Below are 17771 nucleotides of genomic sequence, written 5' to 3'. Positions count from 1 at the left end.
TTTTTTGAGAACAATGTCACGTTGTTTGTACGAAAAATATAACAATACGCTGAAACTCTAAATCCTTTCTGACTACCAATGACACGATTTTATGAAATCGGTAAAAAAGATTGTGATTCATTTCTCAAATTTTACGTCAAAATTAAAATGACGGAAGTGCCGTTGCTTGTAACTTGATGATTTTATTTAAATTAAATTTATCAATATTTTTGAGATTTGAAGCCGATCACTTTATTAGCTCGATTTAATTCACGGTAAAAAATAAGCCCATATAGTTTATCTAACTTTCGAAGCGCTCCATTTTGCTTCTTACTCAATTTTTAATTTATGGGTGAATACGATGTTGAAGAGAAACTTACTATCTGTAGCGGTATTGGCTGGCCTAACAGGTTGTGCAGTAACGCAAGCACCAGAACAAAAAGTAGTGAATGCACTGGCTGACAATCTTGATGTTCAGTACGAAATTCTAACTAACCATGGTGCGAATGAAGGCTTGGCTTGTCAGGACCTAGGTGCTGAATGGGCGTCATGTAATAAAGTGAACATGACGCTAACCAATGACGGTGAAGCGATTGACTCTAAAGATTGGAGCATCTACTTCCACAGTATTCGTCTTATTTTAGATGTTGATAATGAGCAATTTAAGATCACTCGCGTTACTGGTGACCTTCACAAGCTAGAGCCTACTGAAAAATTTGACGGCTTTGCGGCTGGTGAAGAAGTGGTTCTTCCGTTAACGAGTGAATACTGGCAACTGTTTGAAACTGACTTTATGCCAGGTGCATTCGTGACGGCGCCAAACGCAGAACCTAAGATGATTGCATCATTGAATACAGAAGATGTTGCATCGTTCGTAACCGGCCTTGAGGGTAATAACCTTAAGCGTACGCCTGATGATAACAACGTAATGGCGACAGCGGTGACGCGTTTTGAAAAGAATGCTGATCTAGCAACTCAAGATGTATCAACAACGCTATTGCCAACACCAATGTCGGTAGAAGCGGGTGAAGGTTCAGTAAGTATTGCTGGTGGTATTGCTTTACCAAAAGACGCATTCGAAGCTGATCAGTTCGCTGCAATTGAAGAACGTGCAGATGTGGTAAACGTAGATGTGAGTGGTGACCTTCCTGTAAGTGTCGCTGTTGTTCCTACTCAGTTTACGGGTGATTTAGCAAAATCTGGCGCTTATGAACTAAGCATCTCGGAAGAGGGGATTGCGATTAAAGCGTTTGATAAAACGGGTGCTTTTTACGCAGTTCAGTCTATTTTTGGCCTAATAGATAGTCAGAACGCTGAATCATTACCACAACTGTCAATTAAAGATGCACCGCGCTTTGATTACCGTGGTGTGATGGTGGACGTTGCTCGAAACTTCCACTCAAAAGATGCCATCCTAGCAACGCTAGATCAAATGGCGGCATACAAGATGAATAAACTGCACCTTCACTTAACGGATGATGAAGGCTGGCGTTTAGAAATCCCAGGTTTACCAGAGCTAACGGATGTAGGGTCTAATCGTTGTTTTGATTTGGATGAACAAAGCTGCTTACTGCCTCAGCTAGGTTCTGGTCCAACAACAGACAACTTTGGCTCTGGTTTCTTTAGTAAAGCGGATTACGTCGAGATCCTAAGCTACGCTAAAGCGCGCAGTATCGAAGTTATCCCTGAAATTGATATGCCAGCTCACGCTCGTTCAGCTGTGGTATCAATGGAAGCGCGTTACACTCGCCTAATGGCGGAAGGCAAAGAAGCAGAAGCGAACGAATACCGCTTGATGGATCCACAAGATACATCGAACGTAACCACGGTTCAGTTCTACGATAAGCAAAGCTTCATTAACCCATGTATGGAGTCATCAACTCACTTCGTAGATAAAGTAATCTCTGAAGTGGCGGCAATGCACCAAGAAGCGGGCGTCCCGCTAACGACTTGGCACTTCGGCGGCGATGAAGCGAAAAACATCAAGTTGGGTGCAGGTCTACAAGACATCAATGCGGAAGATAAAGTGGCTTGGAAAGGCAACATCGATTTGTCTAAGCAAGATAAGCCATTCCAACAGTCTCCACAGTGTCAGTCGTTGATTGCTAATGGTACCGTGAGTGATTTTGGTCACCTACCAGGTTACTTCGCTAAAGAAGTATCAAAGATTGTTGCAGATAAAGGCATTCCACACTTCCAAGCGTGGCAAGATGGTCTGAAGTACGTTGAAGAAGGTGAAGCTGGTTTCGCGACTGAAACTACTCGCGTGAACTTCTGGGACGTTCTTTACTGGGGCGGTACTTCATCTGTATACGACTGGTCAGCAAAAGGTTATGACGTAATTGTTTCTAACCCAGACTACGTATACATGGATATGCCATACGAAGTTGACGCAGCAGAGCGCGGTTACTACTGGGCAACACGTGCAACCGATACTCGTAAGATGTTTGGCTTCGCACCAGAAAACATGCCACAAAACGCAGAAACGTCACTAGATCGTGATGGTAATGGTTTTACTGGTAAAGGTGAGGTTGAAGCGAAACCTTTCTACGGTCTGTCAGCTCAACTTTGGTCTGAAACAGTACGTACTGACGAGCAATATGAATACATGGTGTTCCCTCGCGTACTAGCGGCTGCAGAGCGCGCATGGCACAGAGCAGATTGGGAAAACGACTACAAGGTTGGCGTTGAATACTCTCAAGAAACTAACCTAGTTAATAAGCAAGCGCTAAACAGCGACTTCAATCGCTTCGCGAATATCGTAGGTCAACGTGAGCTGGCTAAGCTAGAAAAAGCAGGCATTGACTACCGACTACCAGTACCGGGTGCGAAGGTTGTTGACGGTAAGCTAGCGATGAATGTTCAATTCCCAGGTGTAGAGCTTCAATACTCAGCAGATGGTGAAAACTGGCTAACGTATGATGAGCAGCAACGTCCATCGGTTTCTGGTGAAACGTATATCCGCTCTATCTCTGAAAGTGGTGAGAAAGTAAGTCGAGTGACCTCAGTTAAATAATCGATAAGCACGACTAGTGAAAGGGCTCCCGAAATTTATCTTGTTCAAGATAAAACGGGAGCTCTTTTTGTTTGCTGCGAATTAGGTGTATATCCAAAACTGAAATATATAGAAATCTTCTTTGTTTATATCGTCAACAATGCACATAAGGTGACTTTAATCCCAAAAGTGACGAGCCTCTCATTATTCTCTTCAAAAAATAAGTCCGCAGTAAAAAACTCTAAATCAGGTGTGATTCAACTATCTAAATCTAATTTTTCTTCGTGAAATAACGTGATCCCGATCTGTATGTTTTCTGTTCTTTAGCTTTTTACCAATTTTTACATTTTTAAGTTGTTGATTTTATTGTGTTAAATATCTTGTTTTTTTTGATAGTGAGAAGGATCACTCTGTTGGTTCTTTTATTTTGAAACGCAAATTAATTCGAGCAACATAGATTTCATGCCAGGGAGGCTACCAATTACTCAAGCGGTGAAGGTGAATGATGTACCGAAGATATGCCGCTGAAAAAATCAAACTAAGGCAGTTTACTATGAAAAAAATTATCGCTCTAAGTGCTCTTTCTCTTGCTTTCGCTTCTAGTGCTTTTGCTGGTTCTTCTTACGTTACAGGTAACGTTCAATTTCACTCTGATTTCCAACCAAGCGCTACGTCTACTCTAGAAGCTGGTCATACGTTTGATTCAGGTACAACACTACTAACAGAGTTCGATGGTATCTCTCTCGGTAAGTACGACAATGACGCAATCCAAGATAGCGGTCTAGGTAACTCTCCATACATCACCCTAGGTGTTGAGCAGATGTACAACATTAATGACAACCTATGGGTTGCTGCTGGTTACCACCACTTACTAAACAACGGAGAAACGGTTCAGTACCGTCCACTAGTTAAGATCGGTTACAACTTCGACAACGGTATTTCTATCAGCAACCGTACTCGTTACCACGCAATGGAAGACAGCAATGCTGACGACCAAACTCGTTTTGATAACCGTATCGGCTACGCAGTAAATGCTGAATTAGCTGTAAGCTACAACAACGTATATGTAATTAACGAGGGCGACAATAAGATGGACCACGAGCTTCGTGCTACATGGACTCGTCAAGGCGTTCAACCTTACTTTGAGTACCGTAACCAAGCTGACAACGAAAACAACGCATTCGTATTCGGTGCTTCTTACGGCTTCTAAGCTGATTTATTTGGTGGCTTAGTCAATGAGATTATCCGCTAAATAACTTTTGCCTAAGCACTTCCTTCGTGAATGAGCGAGGGGATTGAGCGGTACTAACAGCCCGGTTGGTACCGCGACAAGATTTGCTTTACTGTCCAAAAGCAAAGAGCCTAGTAAGCAAACCACAGTCTTGGGTTTGCTTGATACTAGGCTCTATTTTTATGCTTTCAATTCTACCGTAGGTGAATTGGTACTCTAGTTACCTTTATAGTGACGGTACTCAAACACCTGACCCTTATCATTAAACGCGTACACAGAGTACTCGTCTTTCTTATCGCCATATTCCATACCCGGTGAGCCCATTGGCATGCCCGGAACCGCCAAACCAATCGCATTACGTGGTGGGTTTTCTAAAAAGGCTTTCACGTCTTCTGCTGGGATATGCCCTTCAAATACGTAACCGTCAATCTCTGCTGTGTGACAAGATGCTAGCTCAGGTGTTACGCCTAGCTTTTGCTTGATTGGGTTCATATCATCGTGGAGTTTCTCTGTTACATCGAAGCCAGCATCACGCATGTGCTCTGTCCATTCTGTGCAGCAGCCGCAATATGGAGATTTATGGTTTAGAACATCAGTAGCTAAAGCCTGTCCTGAAATTGCAGCGAGTGCAGTAAGAGTCATAACTTTACGAATCATGGTTAACCTCATGAATATGGTTTTTATTGATATTAGAATGAGTGGGCTTGAACAATCTCAGCCTGTTGGCATTGCTTACCACAGTAATTGACGACATCGCCATAGCAGCTCCTGCAACTACTGGGCTAAGCAGAAATCCAAAAAACGGGTAGAGCACACCGGCAGCAATAGGGATGCCAAGCGAGTTGTAGATGAAGGCCCCAAACAGGTTTTGCTTCATGTTTCTTACGGTCGCTTGAGATAGCTCGATCGCGTTGCTTACAGACAGTGGCGACGAGTTGAGGAGTGTCATTTGTGCACTCTCGATCGCCACATCACTGCCACTGCCCATGGCAATACCTATATCGGCTTGAGCCAGTGCTGGTGCATCGTTAATACCGTCTCCAACCATGGCTACACTATTATATTGTTGTTGAAGCTGAACAATATGTTGCGCCTTCTGCTCTGGAAGTACTTCAGAGATAACCTCATCGATACCGACGCTTTTGCCAATCGCTTGAGCAACCGAGTGGTTGTCACCAGTGAGTAGCACAGTGTGAATTCCGGCGGATTTTAGTTGAGCAATAGCTTGTTTGCTATCTATTTTTAACGCGTCTGAAATGCCTAATATGCCTTCCAGTTTTTGGTCGATGACTACGAAGATGGGTGTCCATGCTTGTGTACGGCAAAGCTCGATGAAATCTGTGCCAATTTCTGTATTTACGCCTAATTGTGTTAGGTATTTCAGCGAACCGACTTGAACGTGTTTTCCGATAATGTTGGCTTGTACGCCAAGGCCGCGGCTGTTTTCAAAGTCGCTGTGTGGGATTGCTGAAACTTCTAAGTTCTCGGCATATTGGCAAACAGCTTTGGCGAGTGGGTGCTCAGATCCTACTTCCACGGAATAAGCGTAAGCCAGTAATTCCCGTTCCGTTAGATTAGGGTAAAAGGCCTGTTGAACGCTTGGTTTACCTTGGGTTAGGGTGCCCGTTTTATCAAATACCACAGCATCAATTTTGCTCGCTGACTGCAATACATCGGCGTCTTTGATTAGAACACCAAACTCAGCAGCTTTTCCGACACCGACAGTAATAGAAAGTGGAGTGGCTAAGCCTAAGGCACACGGACAAGCGATGATCAGCACAGTCGTGGATACCACAAGCATGTAACTTGCACTTGGTTGTGGGCCAACAAAAAACCAAACTAAGGCGGCAATGGCAGCGATCGCGACTACAACGGGTACGAAAACGGCAGATATAGAATCGGCTAGTTTCGCAATTGCAGGTTTACTGCTTTGTGCTTGGCGAACCATCTGGATAATGCGAGCCAACATAGTGCTTGAGCCAATTCCTGTCGCTTCAATAATTAAGCTGCCATCACCATTAATGGTACCTGCAGAAACGCCATCATTAACTGATTTTACGTTGGGAAGCGGCTCACCAGTTAGCATAGATTCATCGATGTAAGACTCACCTGATACCACAACGCCATCAACCGGTACTTTCTCACCCGGTTTGACACGTATCTGCATACCCACTTGGATAGCTTCTACAGCAATGATTTGCTCTTTGCCATCGACGATAACCATCGCTTTTTGAGGCTGTAAATTAATCAGTGCTTGTAGCGATTTCGTAGTGCGTGCTTTGGCCTTGGCTTCGATGTAGTGACCCAAAGAAATAAGGCCTATTATCATCGCGCTTGCTTCAAAGTAGACATGGCGAGAGGCTTCTGGAAACCATGATGGAATCAGCACAACCAACATTGAGTAGAACCATGCTGCGCCTGTACCCAAAGCAACTAGTGTGTCCATGGTCGCACGTTTATGCATCAGAGATTGCCAAGCATTGGTGAAGAAGCTGCGTCCAGAGGTGGCCAGCAGCACTAAACAAACCACACCGATTAATCCCCAAGCCAGTTGGTCGTTAAATGTAGTAATGGTCATGCTGCCGCCGAATACACCCCAAGCCATCAGCGGAGCTCCAAGCAGTAGCGCACTTACTGAGTTTTTCAGGAAGGCCTGTTGAGTGCGAAGTTGTTGCTCTTGCTGTTTTTGTTGTTGTGTTGCCGCATCATCAACAAACTCGGCACCATAACCTGCAGTTTTAACCGATTGGATGAGCTCGTTTTCGATGAGGTCACGTGTTTTAGAGGTGAAAACCAAGGCTGTTTGCTCGGCAAGGTTGATCTGAGCTTGGTCGACGAACTTGTTTTTTTTCAGTGCTTTTTCGACTGAAGAAACGCAGCTCGCACACGTCATTCCTTCAAGGACAAGGTGGTAAGTGTATTGACTCGCAACGGGGTCAGTTGGCGTCGCTTCTGTAGGATCTAATTTTTTATCTTCTTCTAAATCTGAACTCGGTGAGAGCTCATTTGCTTCAGAGTAGGGAGCGGCGTGATAACCTAGGCTTTCGACCAGCTTAATCACCTCAGATTCAGAAAGCAGAGTAACCAGTGATAATTCCTGTTTACTGACTTCTAGGTTTGAGGCTTGCTCAGTTTGTTCAAGCGCTTTAGTCAGTTTGCTCACACACTTGCCGCAACTCAGACCGGATAGCGAAAGGTACAGCTGATTACCCATAGAATAGCCAAGCGTTGCTAACTGTTCGTTGAGCTGAATGTAACTAAATGGAGTCGAAATATCGATGTAGGTCGGCGATATGTCATTAATCATCGTGCTGTCGAGATCGCTAAACAGTGTGCGAACTTTCTTCGCGCAACCCATGCAATTTAGGCCGTTGAGCGCCGTTGTGTAGTGGTTCATATCGATACTCCAATTCTCATCTACGCCTAACATAAACCTTCCCGTAAGGGTAAGGTCAAACATAAATTCAAGAATTTGATCTTGGTGGAGTGCTAGCTGGTGGTTTCAGTTTGGAATGGAAGAGGGAAATTAAGAATGTGCGGCTATAATCTACTGGCTAAGACTATCTATTTACGACTTTAAGGGCGTAATTGGCTTTTCAATAACGGCTTTCGTACAACAACAGCGCATTAATCATTCACTACTGATTGTAGATTTAAGCGGTGGTGATAAAATAGCGCCCAAAATTTAGTGATGTTTGACTATTGCAGGTCTTGTAATAGGCTCCACTAAAAGAATCACCTACATAATCAAGGTATTTAAATGACGGTTAAAACTCGTTTTGCTCCTAGCCCAACTGGCTATCTTCACGTTGGTGGTGCACGTACTGCACTTTACTCTTGGCTATTCGCTAAAAACCAAGGCGGTGAATTCGTTCTACGTATCGAAGACACAGACCTTGAGCGTAACTCTCAAGAAGCGGTTGATGCAATTCTAGAAGGCATGCAATGGATGGGTATGGAATGGGACGAAGGTCCTTACTACCAATCTAAGCGTTTTGACCGTTACAACGAAATGGTTGATAAGCTTCTAGCTGAAGACAAAGCATACAAATGCTACGCGTCTAAAGAACTGCTTGATGAAATTCGTGCAGAGCAAGAAGCAAACAAAGAGATGGCTCGTTACGATGCGAACCACCCTAAAATTATTGCAGCAAATGAAGCAGCACAAGAAGGCGATGCGTGCGTTATCCGTTTCCGCAACCCTAAAGAAGGCAGTGTAGTATTTGATGACCAAATCCGTGGTCGCATCGAAATTTCTAACAGCCAACTTGATGACCTAATCATTCGTCGTACAGACGGTGCTCCTACTTACAACTTCGTAGTTGTAGTGGATGACTGGGACATGGGTATTACACACGTTGTTCGTGGTGAAGACCACATCAACAACACACCTCGTCAAATCAACATCTACGAAGCACTAGGCGCGCCAGTTCCAACTTTCGCTCACTGTGCAATGATCCTAGGTGATGACGGTGCGAAACTGTCTAAGCGTCACGGCGCTGTATCAGTAATGCAATACCGCGACGAAGGTTACCTACCAAACGCACTAAACAACTATCTTGTTCGTTTAGGTTGGTCTCACGGTGACCAAGAGATCTTCTCTCAAGAAGAGATGATTGAATTCTTCAGCCTGAACGCAATCAGCAAGTCTGCATCAGCATTCAACACTGAAAAGCTACTTTGGTTGAACAACCACTACATCAAGACTTCTGAGCCTGAGTACGTTGCAAAGTACCTACAATGGCACCTAGACGCACAGAAGATCGATACAACAAATGGCCCAGCGATCACTGAAGTGATCAAGCTAGTTGGCGAGCGTTGTAACACGCTTATCGAACTTGCTGAGCAGTCTCGTTACTTCTACGAAGATTTCTCTGAGTTTGAAGCTGGCGCGGCTAAGAAGCACCTACGTGGTGTTGCTAAAGGCCCACTAGAGCTTGCGCTTGCTAAGGTTGAAGCACTTGAAGAGTTCACAACGGCAAACATCAAAGACGGTGTGATTGCAGCAGTATGTGAAGAGCTAGAGATCGGCATGGGTAAAATCGGAATGCCACTTCGCGTAGCAGTAACAGGCGGTGGCCAGTCTCCTTCTGTTGATGCAGTGATGGAGCTTGTTGGTAAAGAGCGCGTAATCGCTCGTATCAAGATGGCTCTTGAGTTCATCGCAGAGCGTGAAGCTAACGCTTAATTGAGCAGTTGTTAGATTCAAAAAAGGGTCAGTAACTTGGTTACTGACCCTTTTTATTTGTCTCAAATTTTATTGTCTAAATAACTTTGCTATAGCTGGTCGTCGGCAATCATTTGGGTTGCTTGCGCGGCTGATTTCTTATCGAACAAGATATCCATCATCGCTTTGATGCGTTCCATATCGTCACCAAACTTGGAAAAGTTGCCGCTATTCGGCGCCTTAAACTCTACGTTACCAACGCGCTGTTGATCTTGATAAGCCGAGATCTTTGCGTCTGCCACAAAGGTTCTCAAATCCCAGCTCCAACGAGATACGTAATCTAGCGTGACTTCTTCAGGCTTGTGTTCAGAGCCGTCTGCGACAACCTTACACTTAACTTGATTGTTCAAACACCAATCGAGCATCGAATCAAGAAACACAGTGCGCGTCTTGGTGTCTTCTACGATGGTGATGTTTTTAATGTTGTTCGCTTCTGGCAGTGCGTTTCCTGAATATTTAGGAGCACTACAACCAGCCAGTAGCGCAACGGCGAATAGGATTAATGCATTCTTCATTATCGAGCCTAGATTTTCTTAAAGATGATAGAGGTGTTGATACCACCGAAGGCAAAGTTGTTGCTCATTAGATATTCAACATCCAGTTCGCGACCTGAGCCCGTGATGTAATCGAGCTTGCCGCACTGTTCATCGACATTCTCTAGGTTTAGGGTTGGGCTGAACCAACCACTGTGCATCATCTCAAGGCTTAACCATGCTTCAATCGCACCACATGCGCCAAGCGTATGCCCAAAGTAACTCTTAAGAGAGCTAATTGGCACTTCACCAAAGATATTCGCTGTTGCATTACTCTCTGCAATGTCACCTTTTTCAGTCGCAGTGCCATGCGCCGAGACATAGCCAATCTTTTCAGCTGGAAGTTGTGCGTCTCTCAATGCTTTTTCCATACAGATTTGCATGGTTTCCATTTGAGGTTGGGTCACGTGGGCGGCATCGCAGTTGCTAGCGAAACCAATGATTTCGGCATAAATTTTTGCGCCGCGAGCAACCGCATGTTCGTACTCTTCAAGTATCAGAGTACCTGCTCCTTCACCAATCACTAGGCCATCACGCTCACTGTCGTATGGGCTTGGCGATTTCTTGGGTGTGTCGTTTTTTAAACTGGTAGCGAAAAGGGTATCGAAAACGGCAGACTCAGTTGGGCATAGTTCTTCACCACCACCGGCAACCATCACGGTTTGGTAACCATGCTTGATCGCTTCATAGGCGTAGCCAATGGCTTGGCTTCCTGAAGTACATGCGCTGCTGGTGGGAATCACGCGACCACGTAGACCAAAGAATAGACCTACGTTTACCGCGGCTGTGTGCGGCATCATTTGAACGTAAGTGGTTGCTGTGATTGCTCGTGTCGACTTCTCATTCAGCATCACACCAAACGCACCAACCGCATCAGTACTGCCGGTTGAAGAGCCGTAAGCGATACCCGTTTCACCATTGGTCAATACATCGTGACCAATTAAGCCGGCTTGCTCCAATGCATTCTCAGTAGCAACCGTTGCTAGGCGTGATACACGGCCCATGCCACGTACTTGTTTACGCTTATAGTGTTTAGGCAGTTGGAAGTCATCAATAGGCGCTGCAAGCTTAGTGTTGAGACCGTCATATTGCTCGAAGCTTGGCATATATTGAGTCGCATTTTCACAGGCTTTTAGCTTTGGCTCTATCTGTAGCCAGTCGTTACCAAAAGCAGTAACACCAGACATGCCAGTTACAACAACGCGGCGGGTCATACTAAGCCTCCATTTACTGAAATCACTTGGCGAGTTACGTAGCCTGCAATATCCGACATTAGGTAGCTGACTAGACCTGCCACTTCTTCCGGCTCACCCATTCGGCGCAGTGGTACTTGAGGAAGCGCATGATCTTTCACGTGCTCGTCAACCATACCTGTGTCAATTAAGCCAGGAGCGACACAGTTTACCGTGATCTTGCGTTTTGCGAGCTCTAGAGCAAGAGACTTAGTTGCGCCAATCACCCCCGCTTTTGCCGCTGCATAGTTAGTTTGCCCACGGTTACCCATAATGCCTGATACAGACGCTAGAGTGACGATACGGCCACCTTTACGCTTTTGAACCATAGGCATAACACAAGGGTGAAGTACGTTGTAGAAGCTGTCTAGGTTGGTGTGGATCACGCCATCCCACTCTTCTTCTGTCATCGCAGGGAATGCAGTGTCGCGAGTAATGCCTGCGTTGTTTACCACACCGTAGTAAGCGCCATGTTCAGCAATATCTGACTCTAGCTTTTCACGACATTCGCTGCGGTTGCTGATATCAAATTGGATAAGACGTCCAGCGCCACCTTGCTCGGTGATCGATTGTAGAGTCTCTTCAGCACCCTGTTTGTCACCCATGTAATGAACGGCGATTTCAAATCCGTCTTTCGCGAGTTGAATAGCGATCGCTTTACCAATGCCTTTGCTGGCACCAGTGACTAAAACCTGACGGGTCATGATGGGCTCCTAGTTTTCATTTCTTGTAATTTTTGTTCAGTTGGCACGTAGACATTGAGTTGGCATTGAGCCACTAACTCGCCTTGGTCTTCGACTCTCGCGGTAAACACGGCCATGCCACTGTCTTCCATCAGTTGTTCAGCATAGATATCAAGGGTCTGACCTTGAGTAAACTCATCACACAGTGATTTATAGCGACGAGATCCAAGTAGGAAACCGATAGGGGGAGTGGTGCCGCTTTTCAGAGCATGGTATCCAGACCATGCCGCTACAGACTGCGCCATAAACTCGATGCCAACATATGCTGGTACTGTTTGAGATTCGGCATTAAAGAACAGGTTATGGTCACCGATATCGACCTGACAGTGGATCGACAACGCCTCTACGCTGATAGCACGATCGATTAATATCATCGGATCATCGTGAGGGAGAAGTTGGTCTACAGAAGGGATATCAGTCATTTACTACACCAAAAATCAGGCTAATGTTGTTGCCACCAAAAGCAAACGAGTTGCTTAAGATGTTCTTTGCTTTAAGTTTCTGTGAACAGTTTACCAAATCAATCTCAATATCTTCAGCTTTATCCTGACATTTTTGTAAGGGAAGCGATAAGTCATATTTCAAAATATGCCAAGCAATTGCAGCCTCAATCGCACTTGCTGCGCCTAGAGTATGCCCGGTTAATGGCTTGGTAGAACTTACGGGAACCTTGTTTGCAAAAATACGATGAATGGCTTTACTTTCCATCGAGTCATTGAGTGGCGTTGCGGTACCATGTGCATTGATATAACCGATGTCTTCTACGTTTAACTGTGCAGAATGTAAGGCTTTTTTCATTGCCTGTTCAGCGCCATTTCCTTCAGGGTGAGGCGCTGAAATATGGTGTGCATCAGAGCTATCACCACAGCCTAATAAGGCAACTTGAGGTGTGCTTTGAGTAGAATGAGCACGCTTGAACTTAGTTTTACTGAGCAACATAAATGCGGCTGCTTCACCAATATTGATGCCATCCCGAGATTCGCTAAATGGCTTACAATGTTTGGTTGAAAGGGCTTCAAGGCCATGGAAACCATTGAGCGTCAACTTACATAGGGTATCTACACCACCCACTAACACGGCATCAGCCATGCCTGAATCTAACAAGCGTTGGGCGGTCAGAAATACGCGGCCACTGGATGAGCAAGCTGTAGAGATGACATAGTTTGGTCCCGTTAACGCGCAATATTGGCTAACGAACTCAGAAGTGTCACCAAGCTCTTGTTTTGAGTAATGGTAATCTTCTGGAAATGCACCATTTGCCAGTTTTTGTTTAAATGCCGCTTCACCGTCTGAGATACCCGAAGTACTGGTGCCAATTACTACAGCAATTCTATCTGCGCCAAATTGTGACTTTGCTTTCTCAATAGAGTCTTTGATTTGATTGAGAGCTGATAACGCCAGTTGATTGTTGCGAGTGGCATACTTCGCGAGAGTGGACGGAACCTCTGGTAGCTCACCTGCGATTTTGCCAACGACAGTGTGTTTGCCGTCGTTCAGCATATCACTCACTTCAATCATGTTTGGTTCACGTTCGCCTTTTAGGCAGTCATGAATGTCAGTAATACTTGAGCCTAGCGCTGAGTGGAAACCACAGTCTTGGATATAAATAGGCATAGTGTTTAGCTCTTACTTGGGTTATCGATAATCGTTGAATTTAACGTTTGTATCGTAATGGTGTAGCCTTGGGTCAAATGTTTAAAAACAATGTTGCCTGCTGTTTTGTGTGTATTCGGTTGTGCTTGGTAATCAATTCGGATGATTGCCTGCTTCTTGGCATTAAACACAGTGCGGCTGTTATCTGTATCGACCAAATGCCACCCAATACCTTGTAGCGGTTGGGCCCATGCTTCTGCAGGCCACAAGGTGAGCATTAAATTAAACAGTACTTGTTCGGGCTGCGGTAGGGTAGCTCCGAGGCCAGATAGCACTTGTGTTTCAATGGCTTGGTTTTGATACTGCAGCGATAAGATGCGTGTACCCCAAGAAGAGAAGCCCGCCAAAACGACTTTATCGGGCGTGACTTCAACTTGAACCGGTAACTGCTGGGTATCCTCTTGCCAAGTCGCGCTGATCAACTGACTTGCCGTCAATGAGTATCCAAGATCCGCAGGAAGGGGTAAGGCTAATTCTGTCTCTTGATCGATTGCGACACTTGCACCTGTCGGTTGTTGAGAAACCATTGAACAGGCGTTGAGTAGTAACCCTAGCACGATGGCGAGCACTATCTTGATTGTCTTGTTCATCTAAAGGCCTCGCGAGGTTTGGTTTTTTCTGTGGCTTGTTCGCTGTTGATTGCGAGTGGAGAAAGTAGCCATGCCACAAAAATACCGGTTAACACGGTAATCCCGAAGCTATGAATCGCATGAGTCTGACTCAGTGACAGTAAGCCGAATGACAGCAGTGTCGTGAGGCCAGACAAAGTGATCGCTAATAGGGTGCTTAGCGACTTCTTCTGCTCCGCAAAGAACAGGGTATAGTCGATACCGATCCCTAAAATCAGAATCAAACCAAGCAGATTAAATAGGTTCAATGTTGAGCCTAAAACGCCAGTCACCGCTAACCCCGCTACACCTGCGATAAGAGATGGTAGAAGCATTAATAGGCTTTGTTTTACGCCATATCGCCAACCTAGCACCATGCCAATAGCAGCGAAGGCAATCAATAACAGCTCGGTAATTTTGACGCGGTACTCAGCAAAAAGAGAGGAGATTTCATCTGCTTTATTGAGGTATTTCACACCTTGTTGCTGAGCGAAGTCTGACTCCAACCACTGTGAGAACAGCTCAGTGTTAATGACGTCTTTGATCATGATAACCGACGCTGCTTGGTTATTGATTGGTTGTAACCAAAGCGGACGAATCGGCTCTGATACAGGCGACAATAGAAACTCATCGAGCGTGATCGGAATGTATTTAGGAAGCTCTGGGAAGCTCGGCCAGCCAAGCGTACTTTGCAATGTGGTGTTTTGACTATCATAAAGTTGCTTAACTAGCTGATAGTTTTGGTGTTGTTCTTGTTCACTTGGTAGGTGTTGATTGACGCTGCGATAACCTGAGATAGCTTGCAGAGCGACTAAGTTATCAAGATTAGAGCTGATCAACGCTAACTTATTGAGCAGCGCTTGGTTGCTTTCGGCAGTAACTAACAGCATGTTCTGAGCACTGCCTAGGCCAGATATTTCTGATATGGCCTGCTCTTGTTGTTTTAGCTCGTCAGGCATTGCTTGAAGTTGCCTGATATCGTCGTCGTAGCGGACCTGGGTGATTGACGCCAAACTTAAGACGGTCACTATCAATGGCAAGCCGATTCTAAATCTGGGGTTGCTCCACAAGTTTAACCATGTCTGCCAAAGGCCGGCCAAAGGAAGCGCTCGCTCTTGGCTTGGTTTAGAGGCCAATACAGGGTACCAGCACACCACGCTGGCGTAAGCCGCGATAAGCCCGATAGATGAGAATAGCGCAAGTTGCTGTAGACCAGGGAAAGGCGCAACCAGCAGCCCAAGGTATCCGATTAAGCTAGTGATTAAGCCTAGGGTGATCGCAATGAAGATGTGTTTTAAGCCTTTATCGCTTTGCCACTGACTTCCTGCTGCCAAACGGTCAGTGAGGTAATGAAATGAGTAATCGATGGATACGCCAATCAAGCTCGCGCCAAATACCAAGCTGAATAGGTGGACCTTACCAAAAATAGCGACGGTGCTCGCCAATGCGACTAATAATCCCGTACTAATTGAGAGCAACGACAAGGCAAGTGGCAGTGCGCTACGAAAGGTTAACCACACCAATAAAATTACGCCCGCTAATGACCCTAAGCCAATAGTGCTGATTTCAGACTTCGCACTTTGAGTACCGTAATTTGCGTAGAAAACTACGCCAGTGTGCTGAACTTTAACGTCAAATTGCTTCTCGATTTTTCGCTCTAAAGCGTCTAATACAGGAAGTTGTTCTTGAATCGCTAAGCTATAAGGAGAGCCTGCCAGCGTTGCGGTAACGAGAATATGTGATTGCTCTTGAGATTGAGCGGTGAGATAGCCATCTTTAAGCCCAAAGTTACTCGAGCGGGTGCCAACCTCGCTTATATAGTCGCGAAATAACAGGAATGGGTCTAAGGTTAGCTCGGTCGCTGTCACGCCTGAAAAAGGGTTGTACAAGGATTGAATCACATATTGCGCGCGCGATTCTGGTGTATGAGTTAATGTTTCTTTCTGTTGTTCGGTCAGCAATTGAGCGCGATGACGAAAATAGAAGTCACTCCATTGGCTTTGTGTGCTGGCGTTGATCTTGCCTTGAACATGTTTGAAGAGAACTGAACTGTCAGAAAAGGCGTCTTGATTGAGCGATTTCTCAAAGGCTTGGGTTGCTGCCATGGTGTTCGTGATGTCGGAGCCGCTCAAGATGAACACCACTTGCTCACTCATCGAGTTGGAAATCTGCTGAAAAGCTTGTTCAACCATAGGATCTTGCTGATTTTCAGGCAGCAATTTCATGATGTTGCTTTCGATGGGCACTGAAGAAGAAAAAGCGAACTGTTTGATCAACAGTCCGCTAAAAAGCGCCGCAATTACTAGCCAGACAAGGGCGAGCTTAGAGTTCAAATTGTTGCGCTTCGGCATCTGACAATACTTCCGGTTGGTGGCTTAGCTGGCTAAATTCGATCACCGTGCTATCTCCACGAATCTCTTTTAACTCGATACGCTCAATATCACCGTTGCCTTGCAGCGTGATGGCCTCAAATACTGCATTCATTGGCGCGCTTTTGGGCTTAAGAGTCAGTGTCCAAGATCCTGTGTTATGGTCTGAGCTTTGCACGGTTGCAGGCTGGAATGACAGTGAGAATTGGTCTTGAAGTTTTTGTGTATCACCGTGGAACACAGATAGGAAAATATGGCTGAAATAAAACGCCATTGGGTTTTCTTTATCAGTGATGATCTTTGCGGGCTGGTCGGCAAACCTTTGGCTCAACTTGTTGTCGGTGAGCACTAAGTTCACCGGAAACGGTGTGGTTTGTGTCCAGAGTAGGCCGTTTGATTTGTCTAATAGGAATGTACCTTGCGACGTCAGAGGCTGGGCGAACATTTCCATATTGCGTGTTTGAGTAAACTCGCCACGAACAATGCTATTTTCACTCAACACCGTTTGCAGTTCTGAAATAGAACCGACGGCAGCGGTGTTTTGACTAGCGCTAGCAAGGCCACTCGCAATCATCGCAGCGAGTCCTAACAGCAAGCCGCTGATGTGTTTACGACTGAGTTTAAACAGACTCATGATTCACCTGCTGTGGGTTAGAGGCCTGAGATTGATGTTCAGCTAGAGGTAAGCAGCCAAACTGGTGCCAGTGTTCTACCTTGTCGGTAAACACTTTCGGTGAAGCAAAGCACATCTCTTGCTCTTCAATGGTTACCGCAACCTGCATTGTGTGAGCACGTGTCATGCGAGCGCCTGTTAGAGCATCATGAATTTCATAATCGACGCGCAGGCGGTTTTCCCACTCGGTGAGCTTCGCCGTGACCTTAATCTTGTGATTAAACGGTATCGCCTTAATGTATTTTACGCGGGTATCGATGATAGGCCACATGTAACCTGAATCCTTCATCTCATGGTAGTTGTATTCAATCTTATCCATCATGATGCGTCTTACTTCTTCAAAAAATCGGAAGTAGTTGCCGTGATAGATCACACCCATTGGGTCGGCATCTTGGAATGAGGTGACAAGTGTCACCTCAGATTGTAATGGATGAAGGATTTCAGACATAAATCGCTCTCAACAATATTGCGTAAAGGGTTGGTTACTATATGAACTTAGCTACTTTATGAGGTTAACTACTCTATGAG

At 45.4% G+C, this 17771-nt stretch carries 14 protein-coding genes; 3 read left to right on the top strand and 11 right to left on the bottom strand.

What is annotated here, in order from left to right; translation table 11 throughout:
* Window positions 1-340: 340 nt before the first annotated feature.
* Window positions 341-2995, top strand: coding sequence for a beta-N-acetylhexosaminidase (locus F0251_RS18010; RefSeq protein ID WP_171731514.1), 2655 nt, complete (start codon window positions 341-343; stop codon window positions 2993-2995).
* 532 nt (window positions 2996-3527) lie between these two features.
* Window positions 3528-4184 carry an oligogalacturonate-specific porin KdgM family protein gene (locus F0251_RS18005; protein ID WP_171731513.1) on the top strand — a complete coding sequence of 219 codons (657 nt, stop codon included), beginning with the start codon at window positions 3528-3530 and terminating at the stop codon, window positions 4182-4184.
* 237 nt (window positions 4185-4421) lie between these two features.
* Here the strand turns inward: F0251_RS18005 and F0251_RS18000 are convergent, their stop codons facing one another.
* Both F0251_RS18000 and F0251_RS17995 read right to left on the bottom strand, forming a co-directional pair.
* Window positions 4422-4862 carry a DUF411 domain-containing protein gene (locus F0251_RS18000; protein WP_171731512.1) on the bottom strand — a complete coding sequence of 147 codons (441 nt, stop codon included), beginning with the start codon at window positions 4860-4862 and terminating at the stop codon, window positions 4422-4424.
* Window positions 4852-7665, bottom strand: coding sequence for a heavy metal translocating P-type ATPase (locus F0251_RS17995; protein ID WP_116870170.1), 2814 nt, complete (start codon window positions 7663-7665; stop codon window positions 4852-4854). The genes F0251_RS18000 and F0251_RS17995 overlap by 11 nt, the downstream gene beginning before the upstream one ends.
* Before the next feature lie 300 nt (window positions 7666-7965).
* Here F0251_RS17995 and gltX point away from each other — a divergent pair, with 300 nt between their 5' ends.
* A complete protein-coding gene (gltX, locus tag F0251_RS17990) occupies window positions 7966-9393 on the top strand; it encodes a glutamate--tRNA ligase (protein ID WP_008218185.1) in 1428 nt (475 codons plus the stop codon).
* Between the two features lie 89 nt (window positions 9394-9482).
* On the opposite strand, the gene F0251_RS17985 is transcribed toward gltX, so the two are convergent.
* Genes F0251_RS17985 through F0251_RS17945 form a run of 9 tightly spaced genes read right to left on the bottom strand, consistent with a single transcriptional unit; the run spans window position 9483 to window position 17691 of the window.
* Complete coding sequence (locus F0251_RS17985) at window positions 9483-9947, bottom strand: Sbal_3080 family lipoprotein (protein ID WP_171731511.1); 465 nt, start codon at window positions 9945-9947, stop codon at window positions 9483-9485.
* Between the two features lie 8 nt (window positions 9948-9955).
* Entirely contained in the window at window positions 9956-11179 is a 1224-nt protein-coding gene (locus F0251_RS17980) for a beta-ketoacyl-ACP synthase (RefSeq protein WP_102424522.1), read from the bottom strand.
* A complete protein-coding gene (locus F0251_RS17975) occupies window positions 11176-11901 on the bottom strand; it encodes a 3-ketoacyl-ACP reductase FabG2 (protein WP_019824153.1) in 726 nt (241 codons plus the stop codon). Before F0251_RS17975 ends, F0251_RS17980 begins: the two co-directional genes overlap by 4 nt.
* Window positions 11898-12362 carry a hotdog family protein gene (locus tag F0251_RS17970; protein ID WP_008218193.1) on the bottom strand — a complete coding sequence of 155 codons (465 nt, stop codon included), beginning with the start codon at window positions 12360-12362 and terminating at the stop codon, window positions 11898-11900. The genes F0251_RS17975 and F0251_RS17970 overlap by 4 nt, the downstream gene beginning before the upstream one ends.
* Window positions 12355-13554 carry a beta-ketoacyl-[acyl-carrier-protein] synthase family protein gene (locus F0251_RS17965; protein WP_171731510.1) on the bottom strand — a complete coding sequence of 400 codons (1200 nt, stop codon included), beginning with the start codon at window positions 13552-13554 and terminating at the stop codon, window positions 12355-12357. Before F0251_RS17965 ends, F0251_RS17970 begins: the two co-directional genes overlap by 8 nt.
* A 5-nt stretch (window positions 13555-13559) precedes the next feature.
* Window positions 13560-14183: a DUF3261 domain-containing protein gene (locus F0251_RS17960; RefSeq protein WP_171731509.1), complete on the bottom strand. Its 624-nt coding sequence runs from the start codon at window positions 14181-14183 to the stop codon at window positions 13560-13562.
* On the bottom strand, window positions 14180-16552 hold the full coding sequence (locus tag F0251_RS17955; RefSeq protein WP_171731508.1) for an MMPL family transporter: 2373 nt from the start codon (window positions 16550-16552) through the stop codon (window positions 14180-14182). The genes F0251_RS17960 and F0251_RS17955 overlap by 4 nt, the downstream gene beginning before the upstream one ends.
* Complete coding sequence (locus F0251_RS17950; protein ID WP_171731507.1) at window positions 16524-17204, bottom strand: outer membrane lipoprotein carrier protein LolA; 681 nt, start codon at window positions 17202-17204, stop codon at window positions 16524-16526. Before F0251_RS17950 ends, F0251_RS17955 begins: the two co-directional genes overlap by 29 nt.
* Window positions 17191-17691 (bottom strand): thioesterase family protein, encoded by a 501-nt coding sequence (locus F0251_RS17945; protein ID WP_061034123.1) that lies wholly within the window; start codon window positions 17689-17691, stop codon window positions 17191-17193. Before F0251_RS17945 ends, F0251_RS17950 begins: the two co-directional genes overlap by 14 nt.
* Window positions 17692-17771 lie beyond the last annotated feature (80 nt).

The organism is Vibrio sp. 070316B, assembly GCF_013114115.1.
Classification (GTDB): Bacteria; Pseudomonadota; Gammaproteobacteria; order Enterobacterales; family Vibrionaceae; genus Vibrio; species Vibrio chagasii_B.
The sequence above is the reverse complement of the archived record's forward strand: the minus strand, read 5'-3'. Positions and strand labels throughout refer to the sequence as shown.

What these genes read in the sequence shown, in the direction of transcription:
- F0251_RS18010 (WP_171731514.1), top strand. Translation starts at nt 341, where the DNA reads ATGTTGAAGAGAAACTTACTATCTGTAGCGGTATTGGCTGGCCTAACA.
- F0251_RS18005 (WP_171731513.1), top strand. Translation starts at nt 3,528, where the DNA reads ATGAAAAAAATTATCGCTCTAAGTGCTCTTTCTCTTGCTTTCGCTTCT.
- F0251_RS18000 (WP_171731512.1), bottom strand. Translation starts at nt 4,862, where the DNA reads ATGATTCGTAAAGTTATGACTCTTACTGCACTCGCTGCAATTTCAGGA.
- F0251_RS17995 (WP_116870170.1), bottom strand. Translation starts at nt 7,665, where the DNA reads ATGTTTGACCTTACCCTTACGGGAAGGTTTATGTTAGGCGTAGATGAG.
- gltX (WP_008218185.1), top strand. Translation starts at nt 7,966, where the DNA reads ATGACGGTTAAAACTCGTTTTGCTCCTAGCCCAACTGGCTATCTTCAC.
- F0251_RS17985 (WP_171731511.1), bottom strand. Translation starts at nt 9,947, where the DNA reads ATGAAGAATGCATTAATCCTATTCGCCGTTGCGCTACTGGCTGGTTGT.
- F0251_RS17980 (WP_102424522.1), bottom strand. Translation starts at nt 11,179, where the DNA reads ATGACCCGCCGCGTTGTTGTAACTGGCATGTCTGGTGTTACTGCTTTT.
- F0251_RS17975 (WP_019824153.1), bottom strand. Translation starts at nt 11,901, where the DNA reads ATGACCCGTCAGGTTTTAGTCACTGGTGCCAGCAAAGGCATTGGTAAA.
- F0251_RS17970 (WP_008218193.1), bottom strand. Translation starts at nt 12,362, where the DNA reads ATGACTGATATCCCTTCTGTAGACCAACTTCTCCCTCACGATGATCCG.
- F0251_RS17965 (WP_171731510.1), bottom strand. Translation starts at nt 13,554, where the DNA reads ATGCCTATTTATATCCAAGACTGTGGTTTCCACTCAGCGCTAGGCTCA.
- F0251_RS17960 (WP_171731509.1), bottom strand. Translation starts at nt 14,183, where the DNA reads ATGAACAAGACAATCAAGATAGTGCTCGCCATCGTGCTAGGGTTACTA.
- F0251_RS17955 (WP_171731508.1), bottom strand. Translation starts at nt 16,552, where the DNA reads ATGCCGAAGCGCAACAATTTGAACTCTAAGCTCGCCCTTGTCTGGCTA.
- F0251_RS17950 (WP_171731507.1), bottom strand. Translation starts at nt 17,204, where the DNA reads ATGAGTCTGTTTAAACTCAGTCGTAAACACATCAGCGGCTTGCTGTTA.
- F0251_RS17945 (WP_061034123.1), bottom strand. Translation starts at nt 17,691, where the DNA reads ATGTCTGAAATCCTTCATCCATTACAATCTGAGGTGACACTTGTCACC.